We start from the raw sequence: 18062 nt of genomic DNA, 5'->3' as shown, positions 1-18062 counted from the left end.
GTCGGGTCGGCGGTCGAAAGCGACGACGCCACCCTCACCGAATTGATATTGATAACCCTTCTCAATAAGGTGGGCATTCTATGCATCGCATCGCTCACCGCCGCCTCGTTCTCCTGCCCGCCGCGCTCCTCACGGCGTTCGCCGTCTCGGCGTGTGCGCCGTCTGCTGCACCGACGCCCGACGCCGCGCCGCGCACCAGTGACATCGAAGGGGTCGGCGAGATCGCAGAGCCGGCACGTGCCCTGGTCGTCGGCGACGAGAACGGCGAACTGACTCTCATCGACCTGGCGACTCAGGACCGTTCGGTGCTCGCGAAGGCTCGAGCAGGCGTCGCGAGCGTCCAGGGCGATGGGCGCTTCATCGCCGTCACCCGCCAGGACGGCGCGCGCACTGCCGTCGACGTCGTCGACACCGGTCGCTGGACCATGCCTCACGGAGACCACTCGCACTCGTTCCAGACCGAGGCGCGCACCCTCGGGGCGATCGACGGCGCAGGCGCGGTCACCGTCGGCATGGGGGACCGTCGTATCGTCGCGTTGTTCGGCGAAGACGGAGACCTCGTCGATCTCACCCACGACGACCTCGACGGTGATCTCGTCGACCCGCCGCGCAGCGCTGCCCCGCTCGCACCCGCTGGCCCGGTTCTTCCCTTCGCCGGACATCTGCTCGTGGCATCCGATTCCGACACGGTCGAGGTCGTCGACGACTCCGGTGCCCTCCAGCCGGATCGGGGGATGCCGTGCCCGGGAGTGACGGATGCCGACACCACCCGTGTGGGCGCGGTCTTCGCCTGCACCACCGGCGCCGTGCTCTTCACTCGCGAGACCGGTGGCGAGGTCGTCGCTGAAGGCATCCCGTACCCCGAGGGGGCGACCCCGGTCACCGAGCTGTCCGGCCGCCCCGATCGGCCCGATCTCGCCGGCGTCGCCGGTACGCAAGGCGCCTGGCTCCTGGACGTGCGGCAGCGCACCTGGACGCTGCTTCCCTCGGACGAACCTCTGGTGCGCGCCGTGGCCATCGGCGACGACGCCGATCGGACGGTCGTGGTCGACGCCGGCGGACGCGTACGCGTGCTCGCCGCCGACGGCACCGTGCTCGCCCGCACCGAACCGCTGGTCGCCGCATCCGTCAGCGACCCCGCCCTTCGCGAACGCGTGCGACTGATCGTCGATGCCGACCACGCCTACCTCACCGACCCCGCTGCGGGAGCGGTCCATGAGATCGATCACCGCGACGGCGCGGTCGTCGCCCGCACCTTCACCGACCTGCAGCCCTGGTTCCTCCAGCAGGTCGGCTGAGACGCCGCGCCTCCACACCACAGAAGAAAGAGAGAACACCATGTTCCGACCTGCCCGCACCCGCTTCGCGGCCGGGGCCGTCGCGGCCTTCGCCGTCGTCGCGCTCGCCGGATGCGCGACTCCGGCGCCATCGGCATCCGGCGATCCCGACGCCTCCGCCGAGCACCAGCACGAAGGCGACACCCGCGTCGCGGTCTCCTTTGACGGCGGCATCCTCGTGCTCGACGGCGAGACCCTCGAAACCGTCGGCGGCGTGGAACGCGATGGATTCCTTCGCGTCAACAGCGCCGGCGACCACGACGGACACGTCTTCGTCACGGCGGAGGACGGTTTCCATGTGCTCGGCACCGGCCTCGCCTCCGGAGAGGTGGAGTTCACCGGAGAGGTGTTCGATGCCATCGCGGCCGGCCACGTCGTTCCGCACGCCGGCCGCACGGCGCTCTTCGACGACGGCACCGGCGAGGTGCGCATCTTCGACACCGACGACATCGGCGGCGGCACGCTGCCTGAGATCGACACGCTCTCCTCGGAAGCCGCTCACCACGGCGTCGCGATCGAGCTCTCCGACGGCACCGTGCTCTCAACGATCGGAACGCCCGATACCCGCAGCGGTGTGCGCCACCTCGCCGCGGACGGCTCCGAACTCTCCCGCAACGAGCAGTGCCCGTCCGTGCACGGCGAAGGTGCGCTGAAGGGTGAGGTCATCATGCTCGGCTGCGAGGACGGCGTGCTGCTCTTCGCCGACGGCGCGTTCACGAAGCTCGACGCGCCCGATGAGTTCGGCCGCACCGGCAACGCCTACGTCACCGAGACGAGCTCCGTCGCGGTCGGCGACTACAAGTCCGATCCCGACCAGGAGGGATACCTGCTCTCCGAACTCGCCATCGTCGACACGAAGGCGAACGCGCTGTCCGTCGTCGAGCTGCCCGAGGGAGTCGAGTACACCTGGCGCGGTGTCGGCCGCGACGGCCATGACAACATCGTCGTGCTGGGCGCGGACGGTTCGCTGTACCTGCTCGACGAAACCGGCGCGGTTCAGGATTCGTGGAGCGTCATCGAGCCCTGGGAGAGCCCGAAGGAGTGGCAGCAGCCGCACCCCGGCCTGCGCGTGGTCGGCGACATCGCGTACGTGACCGAACCGGCGGCGAAGAAGATCCACGCGATCGACCTGCACACCGGTGAGTCCGTGGCCACGGCCGATCTGGACGTCGTGCCGAACGAGTTCGTCGTGGTCGGCGGTGCCGGTCACTGAGGTCGACGCTGAATCGAGAGGGCGGGCGCCGGGGAACCGGGCCCGCCCTTTTGGGTGCTCGGGTGAACCGTCGTCAGTCCCGCTCGATCCTCACGACGGTGGTCCGGATCACGCCGCCATCGGCCGGAGCCTCGTAGCGCACCGGCATCCCCGGGTGCGCGATCGAGAACCAGAACGTCTCCGGCTCAGCGTCCGGCGCATCGCGCGTGACGTAGCGCAGGCACTCCACTCGACCGATCGGCAACTCCAGGGTCTCGGTCGACAGGGTGGTGCGCTCGGCGGAGAAAGCAGCGTGGGCCTGGAGCTCGACCCACGTGACGCGCCCCGAGGCGACGTCATCCGGTGTTTCGCTGTTCCAGCGGTCGAGCGTCGCGCCCTCGGCATCCGTCTCCCGAAACCGGTTCACCCGCTCGAAAGACGATCCGTCCGGCAGTTCGACGCGCAGTCTGATCGTCTTTTCCGCGCCGGTGGCGTCGCGGATCGCGGCGGCGGTGAAGGGGGTCGGAAGCAGGCCGGGGCCGATCACGTGCGAGTCGGGTGTGCTCATGGAGACATTCTGCGTCAGCGTCCGCGGGTGAGCCAGAGCGGGTCTGCTGCTCGTTGCCGAGCACGGCTTGGCTGATCGCCACAGCCGCCCGGCTGACTACGAATGGGCGGCTTCCGTCGATGGTCGAGATTGCTGCCACGGCGGTGCGACGCCCCAACCCCACCGTGGCACCGGGGCGCGGCGGGGTGGCGTCGCGTCCGGCTGTGAGTTCGCGAGAGCGATACGGGTGCCCCATTCGATGTAGCCGGCGAACGCGGCACGGAACTCGGGGTCGTCGGGCAGCCCGACTTCGTCTGCGGTATCGAAAAGCAGCATCGCCCAGCGGCGCCGTTGCTCAGGCGTGATCGCCTTCCCCACGTGGTGGGCGAGCATGTTCGGGTATCCGCCACGCTGCTCCGTGTACAGGGCGGGGCCGCCGAAGACCTCGCCGAGCCACAACGAAACGTGGTGGGCGTGCCGTGAATCCATGGAGGCGAACATCGGCGCGAGGACGTCGTCGCCCGCAACTTTTTCGTAGAAGCGGGAGAAGAGTCGCTCGAACGCTTCCGGCCCGCCGGCCCATTCGTACAGCGTGGGAGGCGCGGGCTTTCCGCCGCCGTCGCCGACGACGTCGGCCACCTCGTAGTGACGCATTTCCTCGATGGCGGAGACAAAGGGCTTCACGAAGGAGAAGAACTTCTGGAACTGTGAGCTCTGGCGGAAGCCCGAGAGGTGCCCTTGCGGCGAGTCCCACTCGATGCGCAGAGTGAACAGCTCGGGCTCTTCGGTGTTAGCCGCCAGCTCATAGTTCAGGCAGTGCGGTGACTCGCGCAGAGCCTCGGCAGCTTGACGATAGGCCGCACGGAACTCGTCCGCTTTCTCGGCCTGGATGCGGTACCGAACGTACTCGACGATCATCCTCCACCTCTCGACGCGGGGAACTATACCCCCATAAGAAGTACAAATCCCTCCTCCCCAACGGGCGAGCATCCAGAAGGCACCTCTTGACAACCTCTGCGTTTTGTATACAGAATACGAGTGCATCCTGAAACGGATGAGAGTTCTGCCCGAACAGGCTCTTCCAAAGACGAAAGAGGTAGCGAGATGGTACGTGCGAACGCGACGCGGTATCTGGCTCTGGGCGCTGCCGGTGCCCTGGCGCTGGGGCTGGCCGGATGCAGTGGCGGCGGCGGTGGGGCCGCGGACGATGGCACTGCCACAGTCGTCTGGTCGACGTGGGGCAGCGCCGATGAACTCAAGCGCTATGACGCGTTCAACAAGGAGTTCATGGAGCGTCACCCCGAGATCACCGTCAAGATGCAGCCGGTCGCCGGCTACGGCGACTACCACCCGAAGCTGCTCGCGCAGTTGGCCGCCAACAAGGCGCCGGATGTCTTCTACATCGGCGACGATCAGATCGGTCAGTTCATCGACTCGGGCCGCCTCATGCCGATGAAGGAGCTCATGGAGTCGGACGCGAGCGACACAGCTCCCGACGATTTCTTCCCCGGCCTGTTCGGCGCGGCCGAGAAGGACGGCGACTACTACGGCGCCCCGAACGACTCCAACCCCGACGTCCTCTGGTACGACAAGTCGACTCTCCAGGCGGCCGGCATCACCGAGGATCCCGCGACCCTGGCCGAGAACGGCGAGTGGACCACCGAGAAGTTCCTCGAGATGAACGACAAGCTCGCAGCCTCCGGCATCGGCGGGACGATCTTTTGGAACTACTGGGCTACGCACTGGAGCTGGCTGGCTTCCCAGGGCGCGGCGGCGCCGTACGACAAGTCCGGCGCGTTCGTCGCGAACGACGACGCCGAGTCCGTCGAGCTGATCCAGGAACTGGGCGACCGCGTCCAGGACGGCCAGTTCATCGTCGCCGACACCCTCCCCGACGGTGCAGGTGCCGACAGCCTGTTCGTCACCGGCAAGGCCGGATTCTTCATCCAGGGCCGTTACACGATCAGCACGGTCGAGGAAGCCGGCACGGCCGACAACGTCGACGTCGTGCGCTGGCCTACCCCGGATGGCGCTGAGGCGCCGACCGGTGTCGCCGTGTCATACCTCGCGATCAACAACGCGACGAAGGCGAAGGATGCCGCGTTCACGTTCTGGACGGAGTTCCTGAGCGCGGAAGGCCAGATCTCTCGTCTCTCCGGCGGTGGTAACGCTGTTCCGTCGATCGCGGGAGCCGACGAGGTCGTGCTCGAAGAGGACTACCCGGCCCACGCGCAGACCATGCTCGACATGCGCGACATCGGCTTCGTCGACTACGCCGCCGAGGCGAAGGTGCCCAACCTGCCCACCGACATCGCCGAGATCTTCCTCAAGCTCTATGAGGGCAAGCAGGACGCGCAGGCCACGCTCGATGAGGTCGCCGATCTGGTCGCGGAGAAGACGGGCGAATGACGACGTCCGGCATCGAGGGGGCGGTCGCTGAGGCGGTCGCCCCCTCGGGGGCGCGCCCCGAGCCGCCTCGGAGGGCGGAGTCGACCTGGCGGCGCCGCGATCGCCGCTGGGGCTGGCTTTTCGTCGGCCCCCAGCTCATCGGCATGGGCGTTTTCGTGGTCCTGCCGTTCTTCGCGAGCCTCGTACTCGCCTTCGCATCATGGAACGGGCTCACCGAGCTGGAGTGGGTCGGATTCGACAACTTCGCCGACCAGTTCCAGGACGAGCTGCTCTGGCGCTCCATTGCCAACACGCTCTTCATCGCCATCGTCACGGTGCCGATCGGCCTCGGGCTGGCCGTGGTCATCGCTGTCGCGTTGGAGAAGCTCAAGACCCGCACCCTGTACCTCGTACTGTTCTTCGCCCCCGTGATGACCTCGACGGTCGCCGTGGCGATGATCTGGCAGCAGATGTTCCGGGCCGACGGCATCATGTCGGCGGCGATCTCGAAAGTGTTCGGCATCGCGCCCCCGGACTGGCTGGGCGACCCGAAGCTCGCACTCATCGCCGTGTGCATCGTGACGATCTGGGCATCGCTCGGACTCAACGTCGTCATCTTTCTCGCCGGTCTTCAGAACATCTCGCCCGGGATCATCGAGGCAGCCCGCATCGACGGTGCCGGCGCCTGGCGGATCTTTTGGAGCATCCGTCTGCCGCTGCTGTCGCCCATCATCTTCTTCTCCAGTGTCGTCGCGTTCATCTCGTCGCTGCAGACCTTCGACACCGTCTACGTGCTCGTGCAGGATGCCGGACCGGACAACGCCACGCGCACGATCGTCTACCACATCTTTGATCTCGGCTTCCGGCGGTTCGAATTCGGGCCGTCGAGCGCGGCATCGATCATCCTGCTCGTGATCACCCTGATCATCACCGCGATCCAGTTCGGTGCGCAGAAGAAGTTCGTGCACTACGAGGAGGACGCCGCGTGAGCATCCCCGTCACCCGTCTCACCGACGGCACCCAGCCGGCCGCTACCGGCTCCACGGTGGCCATCGTCGCCCCCGGTCGTCGCCAGCGCAACGCGCCGGTGCGGGATCGCGCCAAGCGGCGGATGAACTCCACCCTGCTGCACGTGCTCCTCGTCGTCGGCGCCATCGGCATGGTGTTCCCGTTCGTGTGGATGCTGCTGACGTCGTTCAAGACGCTGCCTCAGCTGCTCAAGGACCCGCTGTCGATCCTCCCGAGCCCGTGGACCGTCGACAATTACACCGAGGCCTGGAACTCGGTGCCGTTCGGACAGGCGTACATCAACAGCATCTACATCGCGGTGCTGGTCGTGATCGGCACGCTGATCACCGCTTCGATGGCGGGCTACGCCTTCGCCCGCATCCCGTTCCGGGGGAGCAAGGTGATCTTCATCGTGTTCCTGGCGACCCAGATGATCCCCGCGCAGGTCACGCTGATCCCGTTCTATCTGCTGATGTCGCAGTTCGGCTGGGTCGACTCCCACCTCGCATTGATCGTGCCCGGGCTGATGGCCAACCCCTTCGCGGTGTTCCTCATGCGCCAGTTCGTGCTGTCGCTCCCGAGAGAGCTCGAGGAGGCGGCGATCATCGATGGAGCAGGCCGCTGGCGCATCTTCTGGAGCGTCATCCTGCCGAACCTGAAGCCGGGCCTCGCCGCACTCAGCATCATCGTGTCGCTCGGCGTGTGGAACGCCTTCCTGTTCCCGCTCGTGCTGCTGAATACGCCAGATCTCTTCACCGTGCCGCTGCTGCTGACCGCGTTCCAGGGGCAGTTCGGGTCCGTCAACTACGGTCTCGTGACCGCGGCGTCGGCGATCTCTACCATTCCGATGCTGATCGTGTTCGTGATCGGGCAGCGCAAGATCCTGAACAGCATGGCCGCCTCGGGACTGGGAGGGCGGTGACGGTGACGGATGCTGCTGCGCTCGCCGCGCTCGCCGGGCGCCACCTCGACCTGATCTCGGCACCGTTCACGCTTCCGCGCTCGCGCGTGCTGGTGTTCCGCTCTGAGGACGGCGTGCGCGTGCACACTTCGGAGTATGAGCGCCGGCTCTCGGATTGCCGGGTGCTCGATTCGCTCGTGGTGATGGATGCCGAGGGCGAGGAGCTGCCGGTGGCCGACGTGCTGCCGGGGAAGGTGACGTTCGGCCGGACGGAAGGGCGCGATTCGTCTCGCTTCGCTCGCTCAACGACCAGTGGGGATTCCCGGTCGTTGAGCGAGCGAAGCGACGAGACGAAACGCGTGGATCCGCCGTCGACGTCCGAGGCGGAGGTGACGCTGACCTTCGCCGATCCTTCGACGCTGAGCCTCGGAGGTCCTGCCGGGTCGCGGGTGCGGCTGCAGCATCCGGACGGGCGGGCCGAGGAGCATCCGCTCGAGCGCGGCATCCGGCTGCACGTCGCCGCCGACCGCTCCGTTTCCGTCGAACCTGGCGACCACACCGCGGCGCTCGCCGCCACCGACCGGATCTGGAGCGACTGGTTCGCGAAGTGCCCGCTGGTGCGTGACGACCTGCAGGAGATGGCCGCGTTCTGCTGGTGGGTGCTCGGCGCGAACATCGTCGAACTCCCGTCGCTGGGCGACGCGCGGGCCATCGTCCCGTCGAAGATCGGGTACGTCGGTCTCTGGCAGTGGGACGCCTACTTCATCGCCGTCGGGCTTCGCCACGGCGACCCCGAGCTCGCCCGCGAGCAGCTCGAGATCGCGTTCCGGTTCCCCGGCGCGGATGGGCAGCTGCCCGACGTCGTGCACGAACTCGGCGTGCTGGCCACGAGCGACGACCTGCCGGAGAGCGACCGCGCCAACCTGCGTCGGGCCGGCTCGCAGATCGCCGATCCGAGCGCCCCGGTGCCGCTGACCAAACCGCCGCTCGCCGCCTGGGCGCTGCGCAAGGTGCTCGAGGCCGAGGATGCTCCGGACTGGGCGCGCGAGCAGCTCGCCCGCGTCATCCGCTCCCAGGAATGGTGGTTCTCCGGCAGCGACCTCGATCACGACGGTATGCCGGAGTACGGGCATCCGTACTCCTCGGGTCTCGACGACAGTCCGATCTTCGACGGTCAGCTTCCGACGGCTGCGCCCGACCTCGGCGCATACCTGGTGCGTCAGGATCTCGAGATCGCCGCGCTCCTGGAGCAGTACGAACCCGGTGCCGACGTGACACGGTTCCGCGAGCGCGCCGCCGTCACGCAGGACCTGCTGCTGCAGATGTGGTCTTCCGATCGGGAGCGATTCCTCGCCTACGGCGGTGGGGAGCCGCAGCTCAGCGACACGATCGTGGGACTGATGCCGCTGCTCACCGGGACGCTGCCGGGCACGATCGCTTCCGCATTGCATGCGGCCATCGACGACCCATCCCGGTACGCGCTGGCGTGGGGGCTGCCGACGGTCGCAGCATCCGATCCGGACTTCTCGGCCGAGCGCATGTGGCGCGGCCCGATCTGGGTGAACACCAACACCCTGATCGCCGAGGGGCTGGAGGCATCCGGGTACCCCGAGCGGGCCCGCGAGCTGCGCGAGCAGACCGTGGCGCTTGTCGTCCACGGCGGCGGTCCGCACGAGTACTTCAATCCGCGCACCGGCCAGAAGGCCGACCGTGCGACCACCGCCTTCGGCTGGTCGGCCGCGCTGTTCATCGACCTCGCTGTGGGGCTGTCGCGGTAGCCGCCCTCCCGCGTTCACAGAGCGCAAAGGGCTCGATTTTGCTCCGGAATCGAACCCTTTGCGCTCTTTGAACGGGGCGGATGCCGAGACGGATGCCGGGGCAGAGTCCGGGATGCCTATATATAGCAGGACGATTTACTAAAACGGGCCCTCGGGTCCCAGGCCTCTGCTTAGATGATCGGGTGCAGAAGATGGATGAGACCCGGAGCGCGGGTGTCGGGGCGTTGCTGTGGTTGGCCGTGGCGACCTTCTCGATGGGGATCGACGGGTATGTGCTCGCCGGGCTCCTGCCGCAGATCGCCGACGACTTCGAGGTCACCGAGGCGGCTGCCGGGCAGCTCATGACGGTGTTCGCGTTCACCGGTGCCGTCGCCGGACCTCTGCTCGGCGCGCTGACCGGGCGCTGGGAGCGCAAGGCCACCATCATCGGTTCGCTGGCCGTGTTCGTCGTCGGCAACCTCATCGTCGCCCTCGCGCCTTCCTACGCGTGGGCGATGACCGGTCGCGTGATCTCCGCCCTGGGCGGCGGGCTGCTGAACGCCGTGATCGCCGCCTACGTGATCGCGAAGGCGCGGCCCGAGCGCCGCGGGCGCGCGTTGTCGCTCGTCATGGGCGGATGGCTGGCGGCGACCGCGCTGGGTGTGCCGATCGGGCTCGTGGTCGGCCAGCAGGACTGGCGCGTTCCATTGTTCATGGTCGTGGGTGCCGGAACCGCAGCACTCGTCGGGATCATCCTGAGAGTGCCGCGCCTGCACCTTCCGCCGCTGAAGTTGCGGGAATCCCTTCGGCCGTTGACGCAGGGGAACATTCTCTTCGCCCTGCTGATTCCGGCTGGCCTCATGTGCGCGAGCTACTTCTGCTTCACCTACGCGACGCTGATCTTCGTCCCCCGGGTGGGAGACGGATTCGGGATGATCGCCGTGATGTTCGGGTACGGGATCGTGAGCCTGGCCGGCAACATCATCTCGGGGCACCTCACCGACCGCATCTCGCCGACCCGCGTGATCACCCTGATCATCGGCTCGCTCATCGTCGCGGCGCTCCTGGGCGCGGCCGGACTCCTCCTTCCTGGTGTGCTCGGAGCGACCGCCGCGGTGCTGTGGTTCGTCGCCTGCGCGTTCTTCAACGGCGGATCCGGGGTGCCGCTGCAGGCGCGTCTGGGCGCGATGGCGCCCGAATCGGCGGCGTTCGTGCTCGCGCTCAACGGCAGCGCGATGTCGATGGGCAGCGCATTGGGCAGTGCCCTCGGCGGGCTGGCGCTGACCGTCGGAGTCGCCGCCGACCGGCTGCCGCTGCTGTCTGCCGGAATCGTCGCGCTGACCCTGGTGCTGCACCTGATCAGCGTCCGGTCCGTGGCGCGGGCCGATGCGCGTGACGTCAGTCCGCTCGGCGCGTCGGTCTGAGTCTTCCTCGGGGGCGGGGCGTGAGCCCGCTCAGCGCGTCGGTGCGAACTACGCCGTGAAGTAGGAGCTCGTGGCGTTGTCGAGGATGCGCTTCATGCCGTGCATCCAGTTCACCTTCAGCGCCTCCACGGCGGCCGGAACGTCGCCGGCGGCGAGGTGCTTCGCGATCGCGGCGTGCTCGGCGGCGACGCGCTCGACCTTGACGTCTTCCGGCACGAGCAGCGACTCATAACGATGGAACGAGCTGCGCACGCTCTCGATCACCGCGAGCAATCGTGAGTTCGGGCAGGCCGAGAGCATGACCGAGTGCCACTCGTCGTCCTTGGTGATCACGAGCTGATGCTCGACGAGTTCGTCGGCGAATGAGGCAGCGAGCTCTTCCAGCTGCTTCCCGATCCGGCGCAGGTCGTCGGGCGGGGTGAGCTCGAGGGCGAGGCTCTCCAGCGCAGCCATCACCGGCGCGAGGTCTTGGAACTCCGAGGCGCTCAGCGGTACGAAGCGGAAGCCCTTGCCGTTCTCGCTCTCGATCTGTCCTTCGGACTCCAGAGCGATGAGCGCTTCACGCAGAGGGGTGCGGCTGACGCCGAGCTCCGTGGCGAGCTGGACCTCGTTGATGCCCTCGCCCGGCTGGACGAGCCCCGACCTCATGCGGGCCAAGAGCTCTTCGCGAACCTGCGAGCGCAGGTTCTTGCGTTCGATGGCCATGGCATCCCTTCTGCGTCATGCCTGCCGTCAGCCTATGGGTTGACGACCCTGGGGTGACGATCTAGTGTGGTGTATACAGAATACAGCGGCCTCGACGAATGCGCCAGAGCAATGTCGGAGCGGCGAAAGACTCAGAGAGGAGCCGTCGTGGCCGAACCCAGCGGTGACCAGTCGATCCGGCGCGTGCGACTGAACGCTCTTGCCTACGGCGGTGACTACAACCCCGACCAGTGGTCGGAGGAGACCTGGCACGAAGACATCCGTCTGATGCGCGAAGCCGGCGTCAACATGGTGAGCCTGCCGATCTTCAGCTGGCCGCAGCTCGAGCCCGAGCCCGGCGTCTACGACTGGGAGTGGCTCGACCGCATCATCGATCTGCTCTGGGATGCCGGAATCGCGATCGACCTCGCCACGGCCACCGCCACGCCGCCGTCCTGGCTGCTTCGGGCGCACCCGGAAATGGCGCCCTGGGATGCCGACGGGCACCGACTGGAGTTCGGCTCGCGCCAGACCTACTGCCCCTCGTCGCCGATCTGGCGCGAGAACGTCGCCCGCATGACGCGGGCCATGGCCGAGCGCTACGGCAAGCATCCGGGACTTGCCATGTGGCACATCTCGAACGAGTACGGCGACCACACCTCCCGCTGCTGGTGCCCCGAAACGGCGAAGCACTTCCGCCGCTGGGTGGAGAACCGTTACGGCGACCTCGACGGGCTCAACGAAGCCTGGGGCGTGAACGTATGGGGTCAGCGATACACCTCGTGGGAGCACATCGAGACGCCGAAGAAGGCGCCGGGGCCGATCAACCCCACCCAGCTGCTCGACTTCGAACGGTTCAGCTCGGATGCTCTGCTCGAGCTGTTCCAGATCGAGATCGACGTGCTGCGCGAAGTCACCCCCGACATCGCCGTCACCACGAACTTCATGAGCATGTTCCGCGACCTGGACTACTGGGACTTCGCCGCCGTCGAAGACGTCGTCACCGACGACGCCTACCCCGAACCCGCCGACCCGACCTCGCACGTCGGCGCCGCCCTCAACTACGGCCTGATGCGCTCGCTCAAGGGCGGGCAGCCGTGGCTGCTGCTGGAGTCCTCGGCGAGCGCGACGAGTTGGCGCGATGTCAACGTTCCGAAGGCGCCGGGCAAGATCCGCGTCGAGAGCCTGCAGGCCGTCGCGCACGGGTCGGACGCCGTGATGTTCTTCCAGTGGCGCCAGGCCAAGTACGGCCAGGAGAAGTTCCACTCCTCGATGCTCGGCCACCGCGGCGAGAAGTCCCGCAGTTTCCAGGAGACCAAGGCGCTGGGCGCCGAGTTGAAGCTGCTGGAGCCCGTCCGCGGCACCCGGGTGCGCTCCCGCGTCGCGCTCGTGGTCGACTGGGACTCGTGGTGGGGCTCCAGTGCCACCGAGTCGCTGCCCTCGCAGCGGTTGCAGTGGGCGCGCCAGGCGAGGGAGTGGCACCGGGCGCTCTACACGCTCGGGCAGCCGGTGGATGCTGTCCGTGCCGTCGGCCCGTTCGACGCCTACGACGTGGTCGTGGTGCCGAACCTCTACATCGTCGAGCAGCCGCAGGCCGATGCGCTCCGCACCTTCGTCGAACGCGGCGGGCACCTCGTGGTCGGTCCGTTCTCGGGCGTGGCGGACGCCACCGAGAAGGTGCACGACGGTGGTGCTCCCGGTCTGCTGCGCGATCTTCTCGGCATCGAGGTCGACGAGCAGTGGCCGATCGCCGACGGCCTCACCGAGCAGATCGACTACGCCGGCGAGACCCTCACCGTTCCGAGCTGGAGCGAGTGGATCGAGGCGGATGCCGACGTCGAGGTGCGCGGTCGCTACACGAGCGGCGAGCTGGACGGCCTCCCCGCGGTGACCCGACGCCCGGTGGGGAACGGCTCTGCCTGGTACCTCAGCGCGATGGTCGACCCGGACGGGATGCTCCCGCTCTTCCGCGACGTGCTGCGCACCGCCGGCATCCCGGCCCGTGATGCGACCGACGTGGACATCGAAGTCGTCACCCGTGCCGACGACACCACCGACTACACGTTCGTCCTGAACCACGGACGCAACCCGGTGACGTTCCACCTCGACATGCCCGGCACCGACCTGCTCACAGGCATCCGTCATGAGGACCGTCTCGAGCTCGGCCGCTTCGGCGTCGTCGTGCTCGCCGCGCCGCGCTCCGCGGCCATCCCCTTTCCGACCCTCATCTGCACACCCGTGAAGGAGGACGCATGACGACTGAAGCTTTCGTGCATCCGTACATCCCCAACACCGCCCCCGACGTCAAGCAGGCGATGCTCGACGCCGTGGGTGCGGCATCCGTCGAGGACTTCTACGCCGACGTCCCGGAGAAGCTGCGTCTACGCCGGCTGCTCGATGTTCCGGCTCCACTTCCGGCCGAGCAGGATCTCGCGCGCCATGTGCGCGGCATCCTCGCGAAGAACCGCTCGACCGAGGAGCGACTGAGCTTCCTCGGCGCGGGGACGTACAACCACTACGTGCCCGCCGTGGTCGACGAGGTGATTCGGCGGAGCGAGTTCCTGACCGCATACGCGGGCGAGCCGTATGAAGACCACGGGCGATTCCAAGCGCTCTTCGAATACCAGTCGCTGATGGCTGAGCTGCTCGCGATGGATGTCGTGAACGTGCCGACGTACGACGGCTATCAGGCCACCGCCACCGGACTCGCGATGGCCGGCCGGCTGACCGGCCGCCGCCGGGTGCTCGCGCTCAGCGACGTGCTGCCGGAGAAGCTCTCGAAGGCGCACGACTACACCCGCACGGGCCTCGACATCGAACTGATCCCCACGGCAGACGGCACCGCCGACCTCGTGGCGCTGCGGAGCCGTCTGGATGACGAGGTCGCCGCCGTCTGGATCGAGACGCCGAGCGCGACCGGCGCCGTCGAGACGCAGCTGAGTGTGATCGCGGAGGCCGCGCATGCGGTGGGCGCGATCGTCGTCGTCGGCACCGACCCGATCGGGTACGGCGTGCTGACCCCGCCCGCGATGCAGGGTGCCGACATCGTCACCGGCGACATCCAGTCCCTCGGCCTGCACCAGTGGTTCGGCGGCGCTCACGCCGGATTCATCGCCGTGCACGACGACCCGCGTTTCGTGATGGAGATGCCGTCACGACTGTTCGGTTTGGAATCCACTGACGTGCCGGGTGAGTACGGCTTCGGCGACGTCGCCTACGAGCGCACCTCGTTCGCCCAGCGCGAGGAGGGCAAGGAATGGGTCGGCACCGCAGCGGCACTGTGGGGGATCGCCACCGGCGTATACCTCGCGCTGATGGGCCCCGCCGGCATGGCCGAGCTCGGTGAGCTGCTTCTGGCGCGCACCCGCTACGCGCAGCAGAAGCTCGCCGCGATCCCCGGTGTGACACTCGGCGACACCGCGCTGCACCTGCGCGAGTTCACGGTGCGGTTCGCCCGCGTTCGCGCCGCCGACATCGTCACCGCGCTGCGGGCGCAGGGCATCGAACCGGGCGTCGTCGTCGACGAGCAGACGCTGCTCGTGTGCGTGACCGACGCGACCTCTGCCGCCGACATCGATCGCCTCGCGGCAGCACTCACGGACGCGCTCGATACCCACGGCACCACTGACACCTCGAAGGAGCACGGCGCATGAGCCTTCCCGTCGCACCCAAAACCAGCCCGCGCCGATTCCAGCAGGCCAGCTGGGACGAGCCGATCGTGTTCGAGCTGTCCACCCCCGGCGAGCGCGGCATCGCGATCACGCCCGTGGAATCCGCCGTGCGCGACGCGGTCGGTGATGTCGTGGCATCCCTGCCCGAAGGGATGCGCCGCCCGGCGCCGCCCGCGCTGCCCGAGATCGCGCAGATGCGGGTGCTCAAGCACTACCTGCGCTTGTCGCAGGAGAACCTCGGGTCCGACCTGAACGTCGACATCGGCCAGGGCACCTGCACCATCAAGTACTCCCCGAAGATCAACGATCAGCTCATTGAGGTGCCGCAGCTGCGTGCGCTGCATCCGGAGCAGGACCCCGCCGACACCCAGGGCGCGCTGGAGATGATCTGGCGCCTTGAGCGGTTGATGGCGGAGATCTCCGGGATGGATGCCGTCTCACTGGCCTCCCCCGGCGGATCGGCCGGGATCTGGACCAACATCGCGATGATCCGCGCGTACCACGAGTCGCGTGGCGAAGGCGATCAGCGCGACGAGGTCATCACGACGATCTTCAGCCACCCCTCCAATGCGGCGGCCGCGAAGGTGGCGGGGTACAAGATCATCACGATCTACCCCGACGCCGACGGCTACCCCGATCTGGACGCGCTGAAGGCCGCCCTGTCCGAGCGCACCGCGGCGATCATGGTGACCAACCCCGAGGACACCGGCATCTATAACCCGGCCATCACCGAGTGGGTCGATGCCGCGCACGCCGTCGGAGCCCTCGCCTCCTACGATCAGGCCAATGCCGCCGGCATCCTCGGCATCACCCGCGCGCGCGACGCGGGCTTCGACGTGTGCCAGTTCAACCTGCACAAGACGTTCTCGGCGCCGCACGGAAGCGGCGGACCGGGCGCGGCGGCCAACGCCGTCACGGCCGAGCTCGCGCCCTTCCTGCCCGGCCCGCGCGTCGAGCAGGTAGACGGCCGCTTCGTGGTCCGCGAGCCCGGCGACCTGTCGATCGGGCACGTCGCTCCGGCGCACGGCGTCATCCTGCATGTGGTGCGCGCCTACGCCTGGATCATGGCGCTCGGGGCGGAGGGCATGCTGACCGCCTCGCAGATCGCCGTCCTGAACAACAACTACCTGCTGAAGAAGGTGCTCGAGATCCCGGGTGCATCCGCGCCCTACGCGACCGGACGCCGCCGCATCGAGCAGGTTCGCTACTCATGGCAGGAGCTGTTCGAGGACACCGGCATCACGTCGGAGGAGATCGGCATCCGCATGGCCGACTACGGCTTCCACTACTGGACGAGCCACCACCCCTACGTCGTGCCGCAGCCGTTCACCCTGGAGCCCACCGAGTGCTACTCGAAGGCGGAGATGGACGAGTACGTCGCCGCCCTCGCCCGCGTCGCCCAGGAAGCGCGGGAGAACCCGGAGCTCGTGCGCACGGCCCCGCACAACCAGACCGTGCATCACACCCATCACGACGATCTCGACGACCCGGAACGATGGGCGGTCACCTGGCGCGCCTACCGTCGCAAGTACTTCGGCGAAGTGCGGGCGGATGCCGTGGTGCAGCCGATCCCCGAGGGCGTCGGCGTCGCGTGATCGGACTGGTCGTCAATCCTGTCGCCGGAGTCGGCGGGCCTGCGGGCCTCGCCGGCTCCGACGGCGCGGATGTGCAGCGCCTTGCGGCAACGCGAGGTGCGCATTCGCGCGCGCAGGAGCGGACGGCCACGGCGCTGGCGGTTCTTCGGGCGCAGCATCCCGGGCTCGTCATCCTGACGGCCGCCGGCGCGATGGGGGCGGATGCCGTGCGCGTTGCCGGCCTCGTGCCGCGGGTCGTGTACGCGGCAGGCTCTACGACCGCGGGCGCAGCCGCCCTGCCGACCGATGCTGCCGACACGACGGCTGCGGTCGCCGCCGTCGCCGCCTCCGGGGCCGACCTGGTGCTCGTCGTCGGTGGCGATGGGACGCTGCGCGATGCCGCGGCAGCACTCGTCCGGCCGCGGCTTTCGGGTGCGGATGCGACGGCCGCCCCGTTCATAACTCAGGAAGAATCGCCCGAGCTGGACCGTTCTCGGGCTGATTCGGCCGATTCCGGCACGTCTTTCCGGAGTCATGAACACCCGGCAACGGAAGCCTTTTCCTGGTCGTTGAGCGAGGGAGCCCTCGGCGACCGAGACGAAACGCGTCATTCAGCGTCGGACGCCGATCCGTCGCCTTCCGACGTGTACCACGTGCAGGACGAAAGAACAGATGCAGGACGAAACGCCGAAGGATCGTCCGACATCCGTGCATCCGTCCTGCAAGTGGCACAGGAGGCCGGGATGCCGGCGGCGACCGGGATCGTCCCGGCGGCCGGTATCGTCCCGGCGACCGGTATCGTCGCGCCGGCGGTCCTCGGCATCCCTGCCGGGGTGAAGATGTACTCGCCGGTGTTCGCTGTCAGCCCCTCGGCGGCCGGAGCGATCGCGGCCGATTGGGTCTCGCAGGGCGGCCTGCCCACCGCCGATCAGGAGGTGCTCGACATCGACGAGGCGGCGATGCGTCGTGCCCGGGTCGAACCCGTTCTGCACGGGATGCTCCGGGTACCGTTCCGCAGCGGTCGCACACAGGCACGCAAGGCCGCGACTCCCACGAGCGAAGCCGCCTCCGTGGCGGCGGCCGCCCGCGGAGTCGTCGGACTGATGCGACCGGGCATCCGTTACCTGCTCGGCCCCGGCGGCACCACCGCCGAGGTCGCCAGACAGCTCGGCATCGAGGGCACCCCGCTCGGCGTGGACGTGGTCCTCGACGGCGTGATCGTCTGTGCGGGCGCCAGTGAGAACGAGCTCCTCGACGAGATCGCTCGGGGGCCGGCGCAGGCCGTGATCACGGTCATCGGCGGCCAGGGCTTCCTCCTCGGCCGAGGCAACCAGCAGCTCTCGGCATCCGTGCTCTCCCGGCTCGGCGATGACCCGCTTGTCGTGGTCGCACCCGAGCAGAAGCTCATCGACCTGCACGGTCGGCCTCTCATCGTCGACACCGGCGACCTCGACCTCGATGCGCGGCTGTCCGGACACATCCGCATCGTCACGGGCGTCGGCACCAGCAGTCTGTACCCCGTCATCGCGCCGGAGCTGCAACTCGCGGCATCCGCGCTGAACCACTGAACCCCTGAAAG

General features: G+C 68.1%; 14 protein-coding genes. 11 read left to right on the top strand and 3 right to left on the bottom strand.

All coding sequences use genetic code 11. The features are described 5' to 3' along the window. The first annotated feature begins 80 nt into the window (after positions 1–80). Complete coding sequence (locus tag MRBLWO13_RS03315; RefSeq protein ID WP_341976368.1) at positions 81–1298, top strand: hypothetical protein; 1218 nt, start codon at positions 81–83, stop codon at positions 1296–1298. Positions 1299–1338: 40 nt separating this feature from the next. After that, complete coding sequence (locus MRBLWO13_RS03310) at positions 1339–2550, top strand: hypothetical protein (RefSeq protein ID WP_341976367.1); 1212 nt, start codon at positions 1339–1341, stop codon at positions 2548–2550. 73 nt (positions 2551–2623) lie between these two features. Here the strand turns inward: MRBLWO13_RS03310 and MRBLWO13_RS03305 are convergent, their stop codons facing one another. Further along, the gene (locus MRBLWO13_RS03305) at positions 2624–3097 is read right to left on the bottom strand and encodes a hypothetical protein (protein WP_341976366.1); all 474 of its coding nucleotides are present in this window, start codon (positions 3095–3097) and stop codon (positions 2624–2626) included. Between the two features lie 96 nt (positions 3098–3193). After that, complete coding sequence (locus tag MRBLWO13_RS03300; protein ID WP_341976365.1) at positions 3194–3994, bottom strand: antibiotic biosynthesis monooxygenase; 801 nt, start codon at positions 3992–3994, stop codon at positions 3194–3196. Positions 3995–4180: 186 nt separating this feature from the next. Between MRBLWO13_RS03300 and MRBLWO13_RS03295 the strand changes: the two genes are divergently transcribed. The 5 genes from MRBLWO13_RS03295 (at position 4181) to MRBLWO13_RS03275 (ending at position 10554) form a co-directional block, all read left to right on the top strand. Then, positions 4181–5485: a sugar ABC transporter substrate-binding protein gene (locus MRBLWO13_RS03295; protein WP_341976364.1), complete on the top strand. Its 1305-nt coding sequence runs from the start codon at positions 4181–4183 to the stop codon at positions 5483–5485. Further along, the gene (locus MRBLWO13_RS03290) at positions 5482–6453 is read left to right on the top strand and encodes a sugar ABC transporter permease (RefSeq protein ID WP_341976363.1); all 972 of its coding nucleotides are present in this window, start codon (positions 5482–5484) and stop codon (positions 6451–6453) included. Before MRBLWO13_RS03295 ends, MRBLWO13_RS03290 begins: the two co-directional genes overlap by 4 nt. Next, positions 6450–7394: a carbohydrate ABC transporter permease gene (locus tag MRBLWO13_RS03285; RefSeq protein ID WP_341976362.1), complete on the top strand. Its 945-nt coding sequence runs from the start codon at positions 6450–6452 to the stop codon at positions 7392–7394. The genes MRBLWO13_RS03290 and MRBLWO13_RS03285 overlap by 4 nt, the downstream gene beginning before the upstream one ends. 2 nt (positions 7395–7396) lie before the next feature. Beyond that, positions 7397–9151 carry a hypothetical protein gene (locus MRBLWO13_RS03280; protein WP_341976361.1) on the top strand — a complete coding sequence of 585 codons (1755 nt, stop codon included), beginning with the start codon at positions 7397–7399 and terminating at the stop codon, positions 9149–9151. Between the two features lie 191 nt (positions 9152–9342). After that, a complete protein-coding gene (locus MRBLWO13_RS03275) occupies positions 9343–10554 on the top strand; it encodes an MFS transporter (protein ID WP_341976360.1) in 1212 nt (403 codons plus the stop codon). 48 nt (positions 10555–10602) lie between these two features. Here the strand turns inward: MRBLWO13_RS03275 and MRBLWO13_RS03270 are convergent, their stop codons facing one another. After that, positions 10603–11259 carry a GntR family transcriptional regulator gene (locus tag MRBLWO13_RS03270; RefSeq protein ID WP_341976359.1) on the bottom strand — a complete coding sequence of 219 codons (657 nt, stop codon included), beginning with the start codon at positions 11257–11259 and terminating at the stop codon, positions 10603–10605. 147 nt (positions 11260–11406) lie between these two features. Here MRBLWO13_RS03270 and MRBLWO13_RS03265 point away from each other — a divergent pair, with 147 nt between their 5' ends. From MRBLWO13_RS03265 to MRBLWO13_RS03250, 4 genes are read left to right on the top strand one after another with little or no spacing between them, the layout of a single operon-like run. Beyond that, entirely contained in the window at positions 11407–13494 is a 2088-nt protein-coding gene (locus MRBLWO13_RS03265) for a beta-galactosidase (protein WP_341976358.1), read from the top strand. After that, positions 13491–14891 carry an aminomethyl-transferring glycine dehydrogenase subunit GcvPA gene (gene gcvPA / locus MRBLWO13_RS03260; protein ID WP_341976357.1) on the top strand — a complete coding sequence of 467 codons (1401 nt, stop codon included), beginning with the start codon at positions 13491–13493 and terminating at the stop codon, positions 14889–14891. Before MRBLWO13_RS03265 ends, gcvPA begins: the two co-directional genes overlap by 4 nt. Then, positions 14888–16504: an aminomethyl-transferring glycine dehydrogenase subunit GcvPB gene (gene gcvPB / locus MRBLWO13_RS03255; protein WP_341976356.1), complete on the top strand. Its 1617-nt coding sequence runs from the start codon at positions 14888–14890 to the stop codon at positions 16502–16504. The genes gcvPA and gcvPB overlap by 4 nt, the downstream gene beginning before the upstream one ends. Then, the gene (locus MRBLWO13_RS03250; RefSeq protein ID WP_341976355.1) at positions 16501–18051 is read left to right on the top strand and encodes an NAD(+)/NADH kinase; all 1551 of its coding nucleotides are present in this window, start codon (positions 16501–16503) and stop codon (positions 18049–18051) included. The genes gcvPB and MRBLWO13_RS03250 overlap by 4 nt, the downstream gene beginning before the upstream one ends. Positions 18052–18062: the final 11 nt, after the last annotated feature.

Source organism: Microbacterium sp. LWO13-1.2 (genome assembly GCF_038397725.1).
GTDB lineage: Bacteria > Actinomycetota > Actinomycetes > Actinomycetales > Microbacteriaceae > Microbacterium.
The sequence above is the reverse complement of the archived record's forward strand: the minus strand, read 5'-3'. Positions and strand labels throughout refer to the sequence as shown.